The sequence below is a fragment of the Acinetobacter sp. ANC_7504 genome (assembly GCF_056779995.1).
The window spans coordinates 1-13886 of sequence record NZ_JBWYIZ010000005.1; the positions used below are offsets into that span (position 1 = coordinate 1).

Below are 13886 nucleotides of genomic sequence, written 5' to 3' on the forward strand. Positions count from 1 at the left end.
GTGTGGGGTTACCCATGTGAGAGTAAGTCATCGCCAGCTCATTATTCTAAACACCTCCTTCAATAGAAGGGGGTGTTTTTTTATATCAAAAAATTGAAATAAAGAATTAAATATAAAGGGAAATGTATCTTAGAACTCACTGATAAAGATTTTTATATAGTGAGAAACTAATAATAAAAGCCTTCATCAAATCTTCATTGATCTGTCAGAGGAATGACACCATCATGCCGTTTAATCATGAGTCCTTAATTAAGTGATACATATGGATTTATGAACAAGACACTTTTAAGCACAGTGGTATTGTCATTTTTAGCCCTTAGCGGTTGTAATGATTCTGATGATAAGATTACCTCAGATCAACAAAATCAGATAAAGGAACCTACACTTGTTTCATTTGCAAAGCTTGATGTAGCTACCTATGCCGATGGACCAGATTCGGGACTTTATGTTAAAGGTGCAAATGGTATTTATCCACCATTTAAAGGTCAGCCAGTTCAAGGATTTTCTGGGGCATTAAAAAATGCTGATGGAACGTATCTTGTAATGTCTGATAATGGATTTGGGGCACAAGATAACTCAGCAGACTACCTATTACGTCTTTATAATATTTCAGTAGATTTTAGAACTGCTAAGACCAACTCAAATAACGTTAAAGTACTGTCTCATATACAGCTTCGTGATCCGAATAAGTTAGTACCGTTCAAAATTGTCAATGAGAGTACGCCAGAACGCCTTTTAACAGGTGCTGATTTTGATCCGGAATCTATACAGCGTGATAAAAATGGTGATATTTGGATCGGAGATGAATTCGGTCCATTTTTACTGCATTTTAGTGCTGATGGTGTCTTAAAGAGTGCTCCGATTGCATTGCCTCATCCTGAAAAAGAAGGAGAGGAGCTTCGATCTCCACAAAATCAACTTCATCAAAGTGCGGCTGAAATAGAAAATGCGCTCGTGCAAAGAAGTGGTGGATTTGAAGGCATGGCTATTTCTCCAGATGGTCAATATTTATATCCAATGCTGGAAAAACCATTAAGCAAGAATGCGCAAAGACATTTATTAATTTCAAAATTTGATATTGCTAAAAAAGCATATACAAATGACCATTACTATTTTGAGCTCGACCCTAAAGCAACAGCAATTGGTGATTTCCAGTTATTTACTCAAAATGAAGGTATTGTAATTGAGCGTGATGATACTGAAAATAATATTGGTGGTTTTAAGAAATTAGTTCGAATACAACTGAATGAACCGAAGCAGTTGGTTAATAAGATGGACTTGGTCAATTTAATGGATATTGCGAATCCAAATTTATTATATGGTACGCCACGTGAGGGCGATATTATGACGGGTGAGCGTTTCGGTTTTCCATTCTTTACCATTGAAGATATTGTGATTGAAGGACCTGATTTAATCACAGTGTTGAATGACAATAATTTTCCAGGTTCAAGTGGACGTAATGCAAAACTTGCAGATGATAATGAAATTATTCAGATTAAATTAGACAAAAAGTTATATTAATTGTTCGAGACCTCATGGATTTTGATCTATGAGGTTTTTTATTAAAATAAGTGAAAAATATCATAATGAAATAAGTACTTTAATAAATTCGTATTTGAGCGAGATATCATCATTACTCACCAATAAAATGATGGAAACACTGATTTTCATAAGTCAAACTAACTTTGGTCTAATGCGATATTTAGATAAAAAGCCTAATTTTGATTGGATTTTAGACTAACGTTCAATTTTTATTAACACAGAATTATGTGAAATTTACCTCACAGACTTTAAGCACACGATTTTGATGCGTCGCTCACAACAATTAAATTCAAAGTTGGTTGGATCGTGCTTAAAGATTATTGAAATACGATCTCTCACAGGAGGTGAGGAATGTCACAGCAAGCAATGAACGTCAATAAAATTATTGACCATGCTAAATTCACACCATTTCACTTCAATGTTGTCGCTTGGTGTTTACTCATTATCCTGTTTGATGGTTATGACTTAGCAATTAATGGCGTAGTTTTACCATTATTGATGGATGAATGGGGTTTAAGTGCTGTTCAAGCAGGCATGCTCGCAAGTACTGCACTTGCAGGGATGATGTTTGGCGCAATGATTTTTGGTTCTTTAGCAGATAAGATTGGCCGTAAAAAAGTCATTATGATCTGTATTATTTTATTCAGTGGATTAACCTTTGCGGGTGGTTTTGCATCCAATCCAACTGAGTTCGGTATTTTGCGTTTCTTGGCAGGTTTAGGGATTGGTGGTGTTATGCCAAACCTTGTGGCTTTGACCTCAGAATATGCACCTCAAAAAATGCGTAGCACCTTGGTAACCACTATGTTTAGTGGTTATGCGGTAGGTGGTGTGATGGCTGCATTGTTAGGTTCATGGTTTACACCAAGTTTTGGTTGGGAAATCATGTTCTTTATCGCAGGTATTCCATTACTTTTACTTCCAATTATTTGGAAATTCTTACCTGAGTCTTTAACTTTCATCGTAAAAGAAAATCGTCAGGAAGAAGCTCGTCAAATTGTGGCGAAGATTGAACCTAAAATAAAAGTTGAGAAAGATACAACTTTCGAGCTTGATCAAGTAGATGAGCCTGAATCGGCAACTGTTGTGAGCTTGTTCCGTCGTGGTCGCGCTGTAAATACATTGTTGTTCTGGGTTGCATTCTTTACATGCTTATTAACCATGTACGCTCTCAGCAGCTGGTTACCGAAATTGATGATGGCTGCGGGCTACTCAATGGATAATAGCTTAATGTTCATGATGGTCATGAATGTTGGTGCGGTAGTGGGGATCGTTGGCGGTGGTATCTTGGCAGACCGTTACCATTTAAAACCTGTATTGATGTTCTTGGGTTTAATGGGTGCGATTGTGATGAGCTTAATGGGCTTCCAGTCGAATATGCTGTTACTTTACATCTTGGTGTTCTTGGCAGGTGCTGCATCGATTGGTTCACAGATGTTGTTATACAGCTACGTAGCTCAGTACTATCCATTGGCAGTTCGTTCAACAGGGATTGGCTGGTCATCTGCGATTGGTCGTATGGGAGCAATTGTTGGTCCAATCTTGATTGGTGGCTTATTAGGGATGAACTTACCAGCGCATTTTAACTTTATGGCAGTAGGTTTACCTGTGTTGATTACCGCAATTGCAGTGGCTCTGATTATGAATGAAAGTGAATCTGAAAAGATTGGTTCAAGTCAGCCAAGTATTGCCAAAGCTTAAATAATTGAATGATTTAAAAGCCTCCGTAAGGGGGCTTTTTTATTAAAGTAGCAGGAGCTAATATAATGATAATATTTAAAATTATTATCATTGATATGGAAAAAGATTGGATAGATTATGTTGTGGCTTTAAGTAATACATTAACACCTTTGCTAGTTTTAGCATTAACTGGCGTTGGATGGCATATAAAAAATAATGTCGAAAAAAATACAGATTTAGAATTAAAAAATTTAGTACGCATTAAAGAGTTAGAAGATAAATTACATGTAGATAGAATTGAAACATATAATTTATTATTAGAGCCGTTCATCATTATGTTCACAAGTGATGCTATCTTTAATTCAGATCCAAAATATAAGGGAAAGACTAAGGATCAATTAAGTATCGGAAGAATGCTGAGTGTAGACTATCGTAAAATTGCTTTTAAGCTTTCATTAGTTGCTGATGATTCGGTAATTCGTGCTTACAATGCCTTGATGCAGCATGCTTATTCTTATAACAAGATGAAAGATAATTCCCCTGAGCATGTGTTAGTTCAAACATCAGTCTGGATTTCTTTGTTATCTGAAATGTTATTGGCAATTAGAAAAAGCATGGGTAATGCTTCGACTGAATTAGATAATTGGGAAATGATAGAATGGTTTATGTCTGATTCAGCAGAAATGAAAGACTTATATTTATCTACTCAAACTAAATGAAAAAACGAATTTTTCATTATGGAACAAGACATGAAACTTAACTCATTCTCCCCAATCCCTGACGATGATAGCGAACTTCATCTTCCTGAACTCATCTATTGGGCTTCATTAGGCGAAATCACAGAAGTTGAAACAGCTTTAAACAACGGAGCTGATGTAAACCAAATTGATGATGAAGGTTATAGCGCACTTCAAGCAGCCGCAGAGAATGGGTACTTAGATGTAGTACAACTGCTAGTCGCAAAAGGTGCAAATGTTGCTTACAAAGGTCAATTTACTGCATTAGAACTCGCTGAAATGGCAGGCGAGCAAGAAATCGTAGATTACTTAAAAAGTCTGTAAAACATACAAAATAAAACCCCTAAAAAGGGGTTTTAATCTTTTAAGACTGCGTCAATTCTTTATAAATGGCTTCATTAAATGCAGGAATATCATCAGGACAACGTGAAGTAATGAGCGGCCAACCGCCAGTATTACAACGATGCACCTCTTCATCGACCCATTTACCGCCTGCATTTTCTAAATCAATTTTTACTGACTTATAAGACGTCAGATTTTTATCTTTGATACGTTGCGCATCAATTAATGTCCAAGGCGCATGACAAATAGCTGCGATTGGTTTTTGATGGTCAGCAAAAATTTGAATCAATTTTTGAACCTGTGGATGAATTCGCAAGTTATCCGCATTCACCGTTCCCCCAGGAATAATCAGGATGTCATAGTCATTTGCGATGACTTCATCGAAGCTTAAATCAGGTTGAACTTGATCAGAAGGCTCTTGATCCCCAACCACAGTCTGAACAGATTTCTTTTCTTCAGCAGCATGATAGGTTTCAATCCCTTTTGATTTTAAAAATGCTAAGGGTTTGATTAATTCATCTTTTTCAACACCAAAATTTGCAGTAATAAATAAAGCTTTTGCCATGTTCACATCCTCAATCTTTAAAATTTTGTATGCAAGCCGTTTGCACTAGGCTATTCCGTATTGTAGGAACAGCATAAGTTGCTTGCACTTTGGAAATTACAGTCAGAGTTGTTGCGTGACACACTTTAAAACTAACAAATGGAATGCATGAAAGTGTTGTGAAAGCGAAAAAGCATGATGAATAATTGTTTTACAAGCGTGACAACGTGTAGTGTGCTTAAAAAATTCTACGTCTAAGAAAAAGAAAAGCCCATCTTCCTGATGGGCTTTTCTTCGTATCGGCTGCTTTTAGGTATAACTCCTGTCGTACCTCACGTCCTGATGCTCAAACTTATTATTGTTGTTTTTTGTTTGGGAAACTTCCTGTTTCCTGATGGTTTAAGAATAGTGCAGTGTCGTTGATATGCATAGCCGACAATGGAAGAGATGATTGTAGGATAATGCTTACAAAACAATCTAAGTGATTCATTTATCGTTCAATAGATCAATTTAGCGTTGTAAATTTTCACGAATGAATTGATCACTGTATTTTACCAGCTGATCTAATGCAGGTTGCTCAACAGGGTAGTGCCCGCCATTTTGTAAACTCATCACACGATAAGGTACTTTCAACTGTTTCAAAACAGGTTGGCTCAATTTTAAAGGAGTCCATTGATCCTGTTCAGGTTGAGTCAGTAACACAGGTGCTTGATTAAACTGAGTCAAAGGATATGGTTTTTGGTAATGCATATAGCTGTTTAAAAATTCCACGCTCATGCTATTACCTGCAGATGTTTTGTCTGCCAACATGATGCGTAAGGCTTCAGGGTCATTGGTGAGTTTTGACATCTTTGAAACCAAGGACATAGGTAAGGTGATTTGCTTCAAAGGGGTATGCGCTACTGCTTTCATACTTGGCAAAAGAATAGGGCTTAGAGAACTAAAACGCATAGTTCCTTTTTGAACGTCTTTAAATTCTTGATCGAGAAACGTCATTCCGATGATGCCATCGACATGTTGATTCTGTATGGCCACATGTAGCGTGAGCATTCCACCTGCTGAGAGTCCATAAAGGAAAATAGGACGATCATCTTTTTGCGCTTGTTCGTTCACAAAATCATTGACCAATTTCACCCAATGATCATAACGAATTTCTTTTTTTGAAGGATATTGTGTCAGACCATAACCGGGTAAATCCAATGCGAAGGTTTCATACCCTTTTTGGGCAAGTGGACGCCCAAGAATTAAACTCATCTGACGACCATTTGTACCTACGCCATGTAATAAAATGACTTTGGCTGGCGCTTTAGTATTGGGATAAGCATCGACATGTACACGGTAATCATTCCAACTCCAGTAGTACTCATGTGGTTTGTTTTGGTCATTGATACGAAACTTCGAAGGGAGTCTTTGTTGTAATTGTTGCCAAGCTGCTTGTTGCTGGTAAGACTGTGGAATTTTAGTTTGAGTCCAAGCCAAATTGGAAATTAATAAAGCCATCATGGTGGCAACGGTTGTGAGTATTATTTTGAGCACGATTAAACGCCTTTCGTTTTTTTCAAACACTATAAAAATGAAAAGCAACTTTGTTTATTACCCAAATCATCAGTCGTAAAGGAATCGAGTCAATTGCTAAGCTCAAGTTACTGAAATTAAATGCATATTATTTTTTGTTTAGATTTGGTTGTATGTTAAGTGTACACAACTAGGTCTTAGGTCATCAGTGATGAATAGAAAATTTAAGCAGTTGTATTTGATTGTTTTTTAATCAAGCAAGTTGAGTTGAATTCATGGTAAAATGATCGGCTTTCATCTTTGATCTAATTTTTGATCTTCCATCTGCCAGCCGAGAATTGCTAGCCATGTCTACTGCTTATACCGCTCAGACTGCGCCAAAAGCGTTGTTTGATTACGACAAATATTGGGCGTCTTGTTTTGAACCCGCGCCTTTTTTGCCGATGTCACGCGAGGAAATGGACCAACTCGGTTGGGATAGTTGTGACTTTATTTTTGTTTGTGGTGATGCTTATATCGATCATCCATCATTTGTAACCGGTATCATTGGCCGTGTGCTTGAAGCGCAAGGTTTCCGTGTTGGTATTATTGCCCAACCAGACTGGACGAATGTTGAAGCATTCCGTGTACTTGGTAAACCAAATATTGCTTGGGGCGTATCGGCAGGTAACATGGACTCTATGATCAACCGTTATACGGCTGACCGTAAGATCCGTTCAGATGATGCTTATTCTCCAGATAACCAACCGAATAAACGTCCTGACCGTGCAGCAACAGTCTATTGTCAACGTTGTCGTGAAGCGTTCCCTGATGTTCCTGTTCTGCTAGGCGGTATCGAAGGCTCATTACGTCGTATTGCGCATTATGACTATTGGTCTGACAAAGTTCGTCGTTCTATTTTAATGGATTCAAAAGCAGATCTATTGATGTATGGTAATGGTGAACGCTCAATCATTGAAGTGATGCACCGTCTAGCCAAAGGCGAAAAAATTACAGACATTACTGATGTTCGTGGTACTGCATTTATTATTAATAAGCATAACCGTGCAGCAAAAGCCAAGTTTGTTGAGATCGCATCAAATGATGTCGATACCATAGGCCGTGTTGATCCAATCATCAATCCATATGTGATGACCGAAGATATTGATGGCTGTGAAATTGAGAAAGACAAAGGCAACAGCTTAACGCAGTATCAGAATTTCCAAAAAGAAGTGGTCAGCAATCCGATTGTTCGTGAAGGCGACAATTTGGATGCAGATACGCAAATCGTGCAGTTACAGCCATCATCTAAGGCGATTAAGCATAAGTTGCCACCACGTGAATTGGCTGTGATTCGTCTACCTTCTTTTGAAGAAGTTGCCAATGATCCAGTGCTTTATGCCCATGCAAACCGTATTTTGCATCTAGAAACCAATCCAGGGAATGCGCGCGCACTCGTGCAGAAGCATGGTGAGCGTGATGTCTGGATTAATCCACCGCCAATCCCACTAACCACAGAAGAAATGGATTATGTGTTCGACTTGCCTTATGCACGTCTACCACATCCATCTTATGGAGATGCGCGTTTCCCAGCGTTTGACATGATCAAATTCTCCGTGAACATCATGCGTGGTTGTTTTGGTGGTTGTACCTTCTGTTCGATTACGGAGCATGAAGGTCGAATTATTCAAAACCGTTCTGAAGAATCGATCTTACGTGAAGTTGAAAAGATTCGTGATACGGCGCCAGGCTTTACAGGTATTATTTCGGACTTAGGTGGTCCGACAGCCAATATGTATCGTTTGGCATGTAAAGATCCAGAAATTGAAAAGAACTGTCGTAAGCCATCGTGCGTGTTCCCAGGTGTTTGTCAAAACTTGCATACTGATCACGCACCTCTTACGCAGTTATATCGTAAAGCTCGTGCTTTACCAGGTATTAAAAAGATTTTGATCGGTTCGGGTCTACGTTATGACCTTGCAGTATTGAACCCTGAATATGTCAAAGAATTAGTCACGCATCATGTCGGTGGCTACTTAAAGATTGCACCTGAACATACCGAAAAAGGCCCTCTCAATAAAATGATGAAGCCGGGTATTGGGACGTATGACCGCTTTAAGCAAATGTTTGATCGTTTTAGTAAAGAAGCAGGTAAGGAACAATATCTTATTCCTTACTTTATTGCGGCGCATCCGGGTACAACCGATTACGACATGATGAACCTTGCAATTTGGTTGAAAAAGAATGGTTTCCGTGCTGACCAAGTACAAACCTTCTATCCATCACCAATGGCAACTGCGACCACCATGTACTACACCGGTAAAAATCCGCTTGCGAAAGTGGCACGTTATACTGAAGATGTCGACATTGTAAAAGGTGAAAAACGCCGCCGTTTACATAAAGCTTTCTTACGTTACCATGATCCAAATAACTGGCCTTTACTGCGTGAAGCTTTGAAAGAAATGGGTCGTCAGGACTTAATTGGTAATTCTAAGCAACATTTGATTCCGACGTATCAGCCTCAGGGCACGGATGGTCAATATCAATCTGCACGTAAGAAAAATTCAACTGTCGCTGGTGATTCACAAAAACGTACGGGTCAAACCGCTAATCGTGGTCAATCACAAGGACAAAATAATCGTCCGAAGAAAGGTCAAATCTTGACACAGCACACTGGTTTGCCACCACGTGAGACTGGAGATCGCAAAAAACCTTTTGGCGAGGGGAAACCTAAGGGTAAATCCAAACCCAAGTCTCGTGCATAAATGATAATTTCTTTCAAAAGGACGCTGCGGCGTCCTTTTTTGAACATTTTCTATACAATATTTTCGATGATGCTCATTTTATCGGAATATTGGGCTTGATTTGGGTAAGTCTCTTTTTTATTTTAAAATAATCATTTAAATTAGTAGTTTAGTGAGGTTTTGAGTTTTTCATTTCAGGTGATATTGTATTATCTTCAAATGAAATTTTCATCATTGTCCAACAATTATGTAATAGTGTGATGTGGTTCATGTTTTAAACTATAGCCAATAAGTGCAGAACATGTTTAATATAAGCTTGGTCTGAAGCGCTTTTCACTTGGACTATGCGATGTATAACATCAGCATAATGAAACAATAATAAAAGTTGTGTTTTTTGAAGTAGTTTAAAAAAGAAATTAACGATAAGAATTCAAATAAGGATACTAGTCATGGATATCATGATCATCGCGAGTGTGATCATACTCGCTGTGGTGTTGTTCATTGCTTATAAAGGATTAAAGCATCAACAACCCTCTGATAGCATGCTCCGTCAAAGAGCAGTGTTTAGCCCCTATCAGCAAGTAACTTTCAATCGTCTTAAAGAAATCATGCCAAATGCGCATATTTTGGCACATGTCTCTTTTGACGCCTTACTGACCACAAAGTTACCGCGTACACGCCGTAAATATGAGTCAATGTTTGCTGATTTTGTGGTGATGAATAAGGATTGTAAAGTTCTTGCCATTGTCAGTTTAGAAGATAAATTTTCATTCAAACGTGGACATACTTTACAGTTTCAAAATGCATTACTTGAAACCGCGGGATACAAAGTGATCTCTTACCATGCTGTCCCAGAATATGTGCAGTTAAGACGTGATTTTTTGGATGAATACACTGAGGATATGCCAATTGAATGGGGAGATGAATCCGTGATTGAGCATAAATTAGAAAAGTATAGTGCTGGGCGATTGGCAGATATTCGCGCATTTAGCTAATCATCTTTGAAATAAAAAAGCATGCTCAGGCATGCTTTTTTTTATCAAGGTTTCGCGGCAATTACCGTTAGCTCAACAAGAACATCGGGATGATACAGTTTAGCCTCTACGCATGTACGCGGTAGAGCTTGAATATCAGAAACCCATGCATCCCAAACTTCATTGAATGCTGCATAATCTTTTTCAATATCTTTTAGATAAATTGTCACAGACATGATATGGCTTTTATCTGTACCTGCTTCAGCCAATAAACTGTCAATAATGTCAAAGGTTTGTTGTGACTGTCCACGAATGTCGAGAGACGTATCTTCTGCTAACTGACCTGCCAGATGAACGAAGTGACCAAAAATAGCAACCTCAGAAAAACGTTTTTGAACGTGTAAACGTTGAACAGACATAAAGCTCATCCCTTATAGATATAAATATAGATTATGAAATGCCGTATAGGATTTAGAAAGTATAGGGTAAGTGGAACTATGAATTCGGTTTAATTGCTGTATCTCTGAAAGTTTATTTTTATGGGAGGAGATCAGAAATATTTGGAGGAAAAAGACATTGTACCCATTCAGATTAGAGTGCCCTGTAATATTCGGATGGATTGTCACGCCAATCACAGGACAAATGTGTTAGATATAGGTCTTCTAACAACATCTCAGCAGACACATGGGTAAATGTATTGCGCGATTAGATTACTCTAAAAAGGAAAAAAAGGCGAAAAAAATTGACTTAATTTTATTCTTTTGCATGAAAACTAGACGAAATTTACAATCCGAATAAATTGAGTTGCGTGTCTTGTTGTTTTTCTGAAAGTTGATACACCCCAACACCAATGAGTCTAAACTGATATTCATCAGGAATATTCATTTCCATTAACAATAATTTGAGTGCAAGTTGCAAATCCTCTATGTGATTGAAAGGTTGTTTAAAGCTTTTAGAGTGTTGTAAAACTTGAAAATTTTTAAGTTTGAGTTTGACGCTGATACCTCTAGCGATCATTTCCTTGTTTTGAAGATTTTGCCAAACACGAGAAAGCAGTGAAGTCCAAAATTGATCACATTGGTTTAAAAAAAGATCTTCATCAAACGTGGTTTCTTTAGAAATTTGCTGTCTTTGGCGTTCGCTTTGAACAGGTCGCTCATCGATCCCTTGAGCATAGAGAAATAATTGTTTGCCATATTTTCCGAAATGATGAGTGAGAAAGTTTTCTTCGACCTGCTGTAAATCCCCAAGTGTTTCGAGTTGCAAAGCTTTTAATTTTTCCTGTGTGACCTTACCTACACCGGGGATTTTTTTGAGTGGAAGATCATAGATGAACTGTTGCACCTGATTGGGTTTGATCACACAAATGCCATTCGGTTTATTCCAATCAGATGCAATTTTGGCTAAAAACTTATTTGGTGCAACGCCTGCTGAGGCGGTCAATCCAGTAAGCTGAAATATTTCATCACGAATATGCATCGCAACTTCAGTAGCGCTTGGGATCTGCTGTAAATTTTCAGTGACATCTAGATATGCTTCATCCAGCGATAAGGGTTCGATGATGCTGGTATGTTTTTGAAATATCTCATGAATTTGGGCTGACACATGTTGGTATTTAGAAAAATTTGGCTCAATTACGATCACTTGTGGGCAAAGTTTTTTGGCTTGTGTCATCGACATGGCCGAACGTAAGCCATACTCACGAGCTGGGTATGATGCTGCTGCAACGACGGCTCGTGGGTGATGAGATGCAATGACCACAGGTAAGTGTTGTAATTCTGGACGCTCTCTAAGCTCCACAGAAGCGTAAAAAGCATCCATATCGATATGAATTATCTTTCGCAAAATGTTCAATCAATCATGAGATGCCTTAATTTTAACCCATAATTAAGGCATCGTTGAGCTGATTATTGGGTATGCGTAAGGCTCCGTCAGTAAAGTCACCTTTCGACCTTGATGCTGTGCATGATCAATCACGAGTTGTAGGCTTTTCGGAGAATGATCTGCTATTCGTGGTAGAAACTCTAAAGGCTGTGAAAGTGGTTTAAAGAAATTGTCCCAATGAATTGGAATGACTTCTTTCGGTTGTAACTGATCAATGGTTTCAGCGAGATACTGTTGTTGAAACTCGGGTGATTGTTTTGAAAGCTGAGCAATTCCTAAAAACAAGACATCTACATTTAACTTTTGAAATTGATTAGGAAGCGCACCTGTGCTGGCTTTAACTAAAATTTTGTGATTATTGTGCTCAATCAAGTAGTCAAAGCTACCGCCTTCTTTAAACTCATAAAAACGTGCTGGCTGAGGCAGTGGATGCAGAATCTCTTCACCTAAATCATTGTTCACTGCTGTAGGTGGCGTATGTTGTGAGGGAATAGGCGTAATACGAAATGCACCCAATTGTAGTGCTTGAAAAGGCACAGCCAGTTTCAATTGATGCTCAGGCACTTTGCCGCCTCGTGCTATATTTAGTGTACTCAACGAACCAATGATGTGAGTTTTTGGGAGTGAACTTCCGAGCACTGAAATATCCAAAGCATGATCATAGTGACTGTGGGTCACCAATATGGCTTTGAGGCGTTTAAGCTCATGGTCCTGAATCATATTGTGAAGCAGTGCTTGATCACTGGAGAGGCGTTGTAAAGCAATGTTCATGAGAGATGGTCGACTAAAAAAACCATCAATTAGAATTTGTGAATTACCATCATCAAATAGCAATGTGGAAACGCCAAAAAAGCGAACATTTAATTTTTGTTCACTGACGGGTTGGTCTATTTTAGCCTTCCATTGATTAAATTCGGAGAGCTTTCCTGATGGTTGCCATAAATAAAAAAACGCAGCCATGAGCGTGACAGCCAAAAGACCAATCACCGTTAAAATCCCTTTTTTAAGCGACATCATGTCATCCTTATAAAGCGTAACTCGCTTGCTTGAGCCCAGTTGCACTCTATTTTTTTGTTAGATCTCTTTAGTTGTAACGTACTGACTCCTTAAGATTTATGGCTCAATTTGATTTAATTTTAGAAATTTTATCCAGTCGTTTTGATCGCCATTAAATACATTCAAATCCACTGGTGTAGAAATACCCTTAATTTTACCTTTATTGGTGTATTGCCAAAAGATCCAATCTGGATTGTCTTTTAATTCAGGTTGAGCGGTGTATTCACGTACCCAGAGTGGGGTATTCGTAAAAGCACCCGCAAGTACGATGTTATAGAAGGCTTTAGAAACATAAAAGATAGGTTGTTTGCCATAATGTTGATGCAGCAAATCGTGCATAACATCGATTTCATATAACAGTTGTTCTTTGCTATAGGTATTGATGCAATTGCTGTCGTATTCCAAATCAATGACTGGGGGAAGGGCATCTTCTTTACGTGGTACAGAATCAATGAAATTTAATGCCTGAACTTTCCCATCACGGCAAAGTCGATAGAAATGATACGCTCCGACTTTAAAACCATGCTCGCGTGCTTTAAGCCAATGATCCTGAAATTTTCGATCTTTAAAGTCGCCACCTTCTGTTGCTTTGAGGTAGACAAATTGATATTCCTTTTTTGGAATTTGCGACCAGCGAATCTCTTTTTGATGATGTGAGACATCAAATCCTTTGATTGGATACTCTTGAGCTGTTGCTGGTTGAAACGGCAAAAAGAAAAAGCTCAATAATCCGACCATGAGTGCGATCAGGGCTGCACCTAAAAGGGAGGTCCACAAGATAATCTTCTGCGAATAGATATGCTGCTTATTTTTTGAATTCATGAGCACTTAAAGTTTGGTGCAAAATATAATTAATATCATAACGCGAATAAACGTAAATGGTAGTGAC

Annotated in this window: 12 protein-coding genes; 6 read left to right on the plus strand and 6 right to left on the minus strand. The window is 38.3% G+C overall.

What is annotated here, in order from left to right; all coding sequences use genetic code 11:
• Nucleotides 1-270 precede the first annotated feature (270 nt).
• The 4 genes from AC1M9F_RS07190 to AC1M9F_RS07205 all read left to right on the plus strand — a co-directional run bounded on the left by AC1M9F_RS07190 (nucleotide 271) and on the right by AC1M9F_RS07205 (nucleotide 4283).
• A complete protein-coding gene (locus AC1M9F_RS07190; RefSeq protein WP_481597425.1) occupies nucleotides 271-1521 on the plus strand; it encodes an esterase-like activity of phytase family protein in 1251 nt (416 codons plus the stop codon).
• Nucleotides 1522-1893: 372 nt separating this feature from the next.
• On the plus strand, nucleotides 1894-3243 hold the full coding sequence (locus AC1M9F_RS07195; RefSeq protein ID WP_481597426.1) for an aromatic acid/H+ symport family MFS transporter: 1350 nt from the start codon (nucleotides 1894-1896) through the stop codon (nucleotides 3241-3243).
• Between the two features lie 65 nt (nucleotides 3244-3308).
• Nucleotides 3309-3941: a hypothetical protein gene (locus AC1M9F_RS07200; protein WP_481597427.1), complete on the plus strand. Its 633-nt coding sequence runs from the start codon at nucleotides 3309-3311 to the stop codon at nucleotides 3939-3941.
• A 30-nt stretch (nucleotides 3942-3971) separates the two neighbouring features.
• Nucleotides 3972-4283 carry an ankyrin repeat domain-containing protein gene (locus tag AC1M9F_RS07205; RefSeq protein WP_092767432.1) on the plus strand — a complete coding sequence of 104 codons (312 nt, stop codon included), beginning with the start codon at nucleotides 3972-3974 and terminating at the stop codon, nucleotides 4281-4283.
• Nucleotides 4284-4323: 40 nt separating this feature from the next.
• Here AC1M9F_RS07205 and AC1M9F_RS07210 read toward each other — a convergent pair whose 3' ends face one another.
• Both AC1M9F_RS07210 and AC1M9F_RS07215 read right to left on the minus strand, forming a co-directional pair.
• On the minus strand, nucleotides 4324-4866 hold the full coding sequence (locus AC1M9F_RS07210; RefSeq protein WP_481597428.1) for a type 1 glutamine amidotransferase domain-containing protein: 543 nt from the start codon (nucleotides 4864-4866) through the stop codon (nucleotides 4324-4326).
• A 489-nt stretch (nucleotides 4867-5355) separates the two neighbouring features.
• The gene (locus AC1M9F_RS07215) at nucleotides 5356-6381 is read right to left on the minus strand and encodes an alpha/beta fold hydrolase (RefSeq protein WP_481597429.1); all 1026 of its coding nucleotides are present in this window, start codon (nucleotides 6379-6381) and stop codon (nucleotides 5356-5358) included.
• Nucleotides 6382-6707: 326 nt separating this feature from the next.
• Here AC1M9F_RS07215 and AC1M9F_RS07220 point away from each other — a divergent pair, with 326 nt between their 5' ends.
• Both AC1M9F_RS07220 and AC1M9F_RS07225 read left to right on the plus strand, forming a co-directional pair.
• On the plus strand, nucleotides 6708-9104 hold the full coding sequence (locus tag AC1M9F_RS07220; protein WP_035268131.1) for a YgiQ family radical SAM protein: 2397 nt from the start codon (nucleotides 6708-6710) through the stop codon (nucleotides 9102-9104).
• 428 nt (nucleotides 9105-9532) lie between these two features.
• Nucleotides 9533-10078: a DUF2726 domain-containing protein gene (locus AC1M9F_RS07225; RefSeq protein ID WP_092767397.1), complete on the plus strand. Its 546-nt coding sequence runs from the start codon at nucleotides 9533-9535 to the stop codon at nucleotides 10076-10078.
• 44 nt (nucleotides 10079-10122) lie between these two features.
• On the opposite strand, the gene AC1M9F_RS07230 is transcribed toward AC1M9F_RS07225, so the two are convergent.
• From AC1M9F_RS07230 to AC1M9F_RS07245, 4 genes are all read right to left on the minus strand, one after another.
• Entirely contained in the window at nucleotides 10123-10476 is a 354-nt protein-coding gene (locus AC1M9F_RS07230; RefSeq protein ID WP_481597430.1) for a RidA family protein, read from the minus strand.
• A gap of 364 nt (nucleotides 10477-10840) precedes the next feature.
• The gene (gene dinB, locus AC1M9F_RS07235; protein ID WP_481597431.1) at nucleotides 10841-11902 is read right to left on the minus strand and encodes a DNA polymerase IV; all 1062 of its coding nucleotides are present in this window, start codon (nucleotides 11900-11902) and stop codon (nucleotides 10841-10843) included.
• Between the two features lie 42 nt (nucleotides 11903-11944).
• Nucleotides 11945-12955 carry an MBL fold metallo-hydrolase gene (locus AC1M9F_RS07240; protein ID WP_481597432.1) on the minus strand — a complete coding sequence of 337 codons (1011 nt, stop codon included), beginning with the start codon at nucleotides 12953-12955 and terminating at the stop codon, nucleotides 11945-11947.
• Between the two features lie 99 nt (nucleotides 12956-13054).
• Nucleotides 13055-13819, minus strand: coding sequence for a glycoside hydrolase family 25 protein (locus AC1M9F_RS07245; RefSeq protein ID WP_481597433.1), 765 nt, complete (start codon nucleotides 13817-13819; stop codon nucleotides 13055-13057).
• Between the last annotated feature and the right edge of the window lie 67 nt (nucleotides 13820-13886).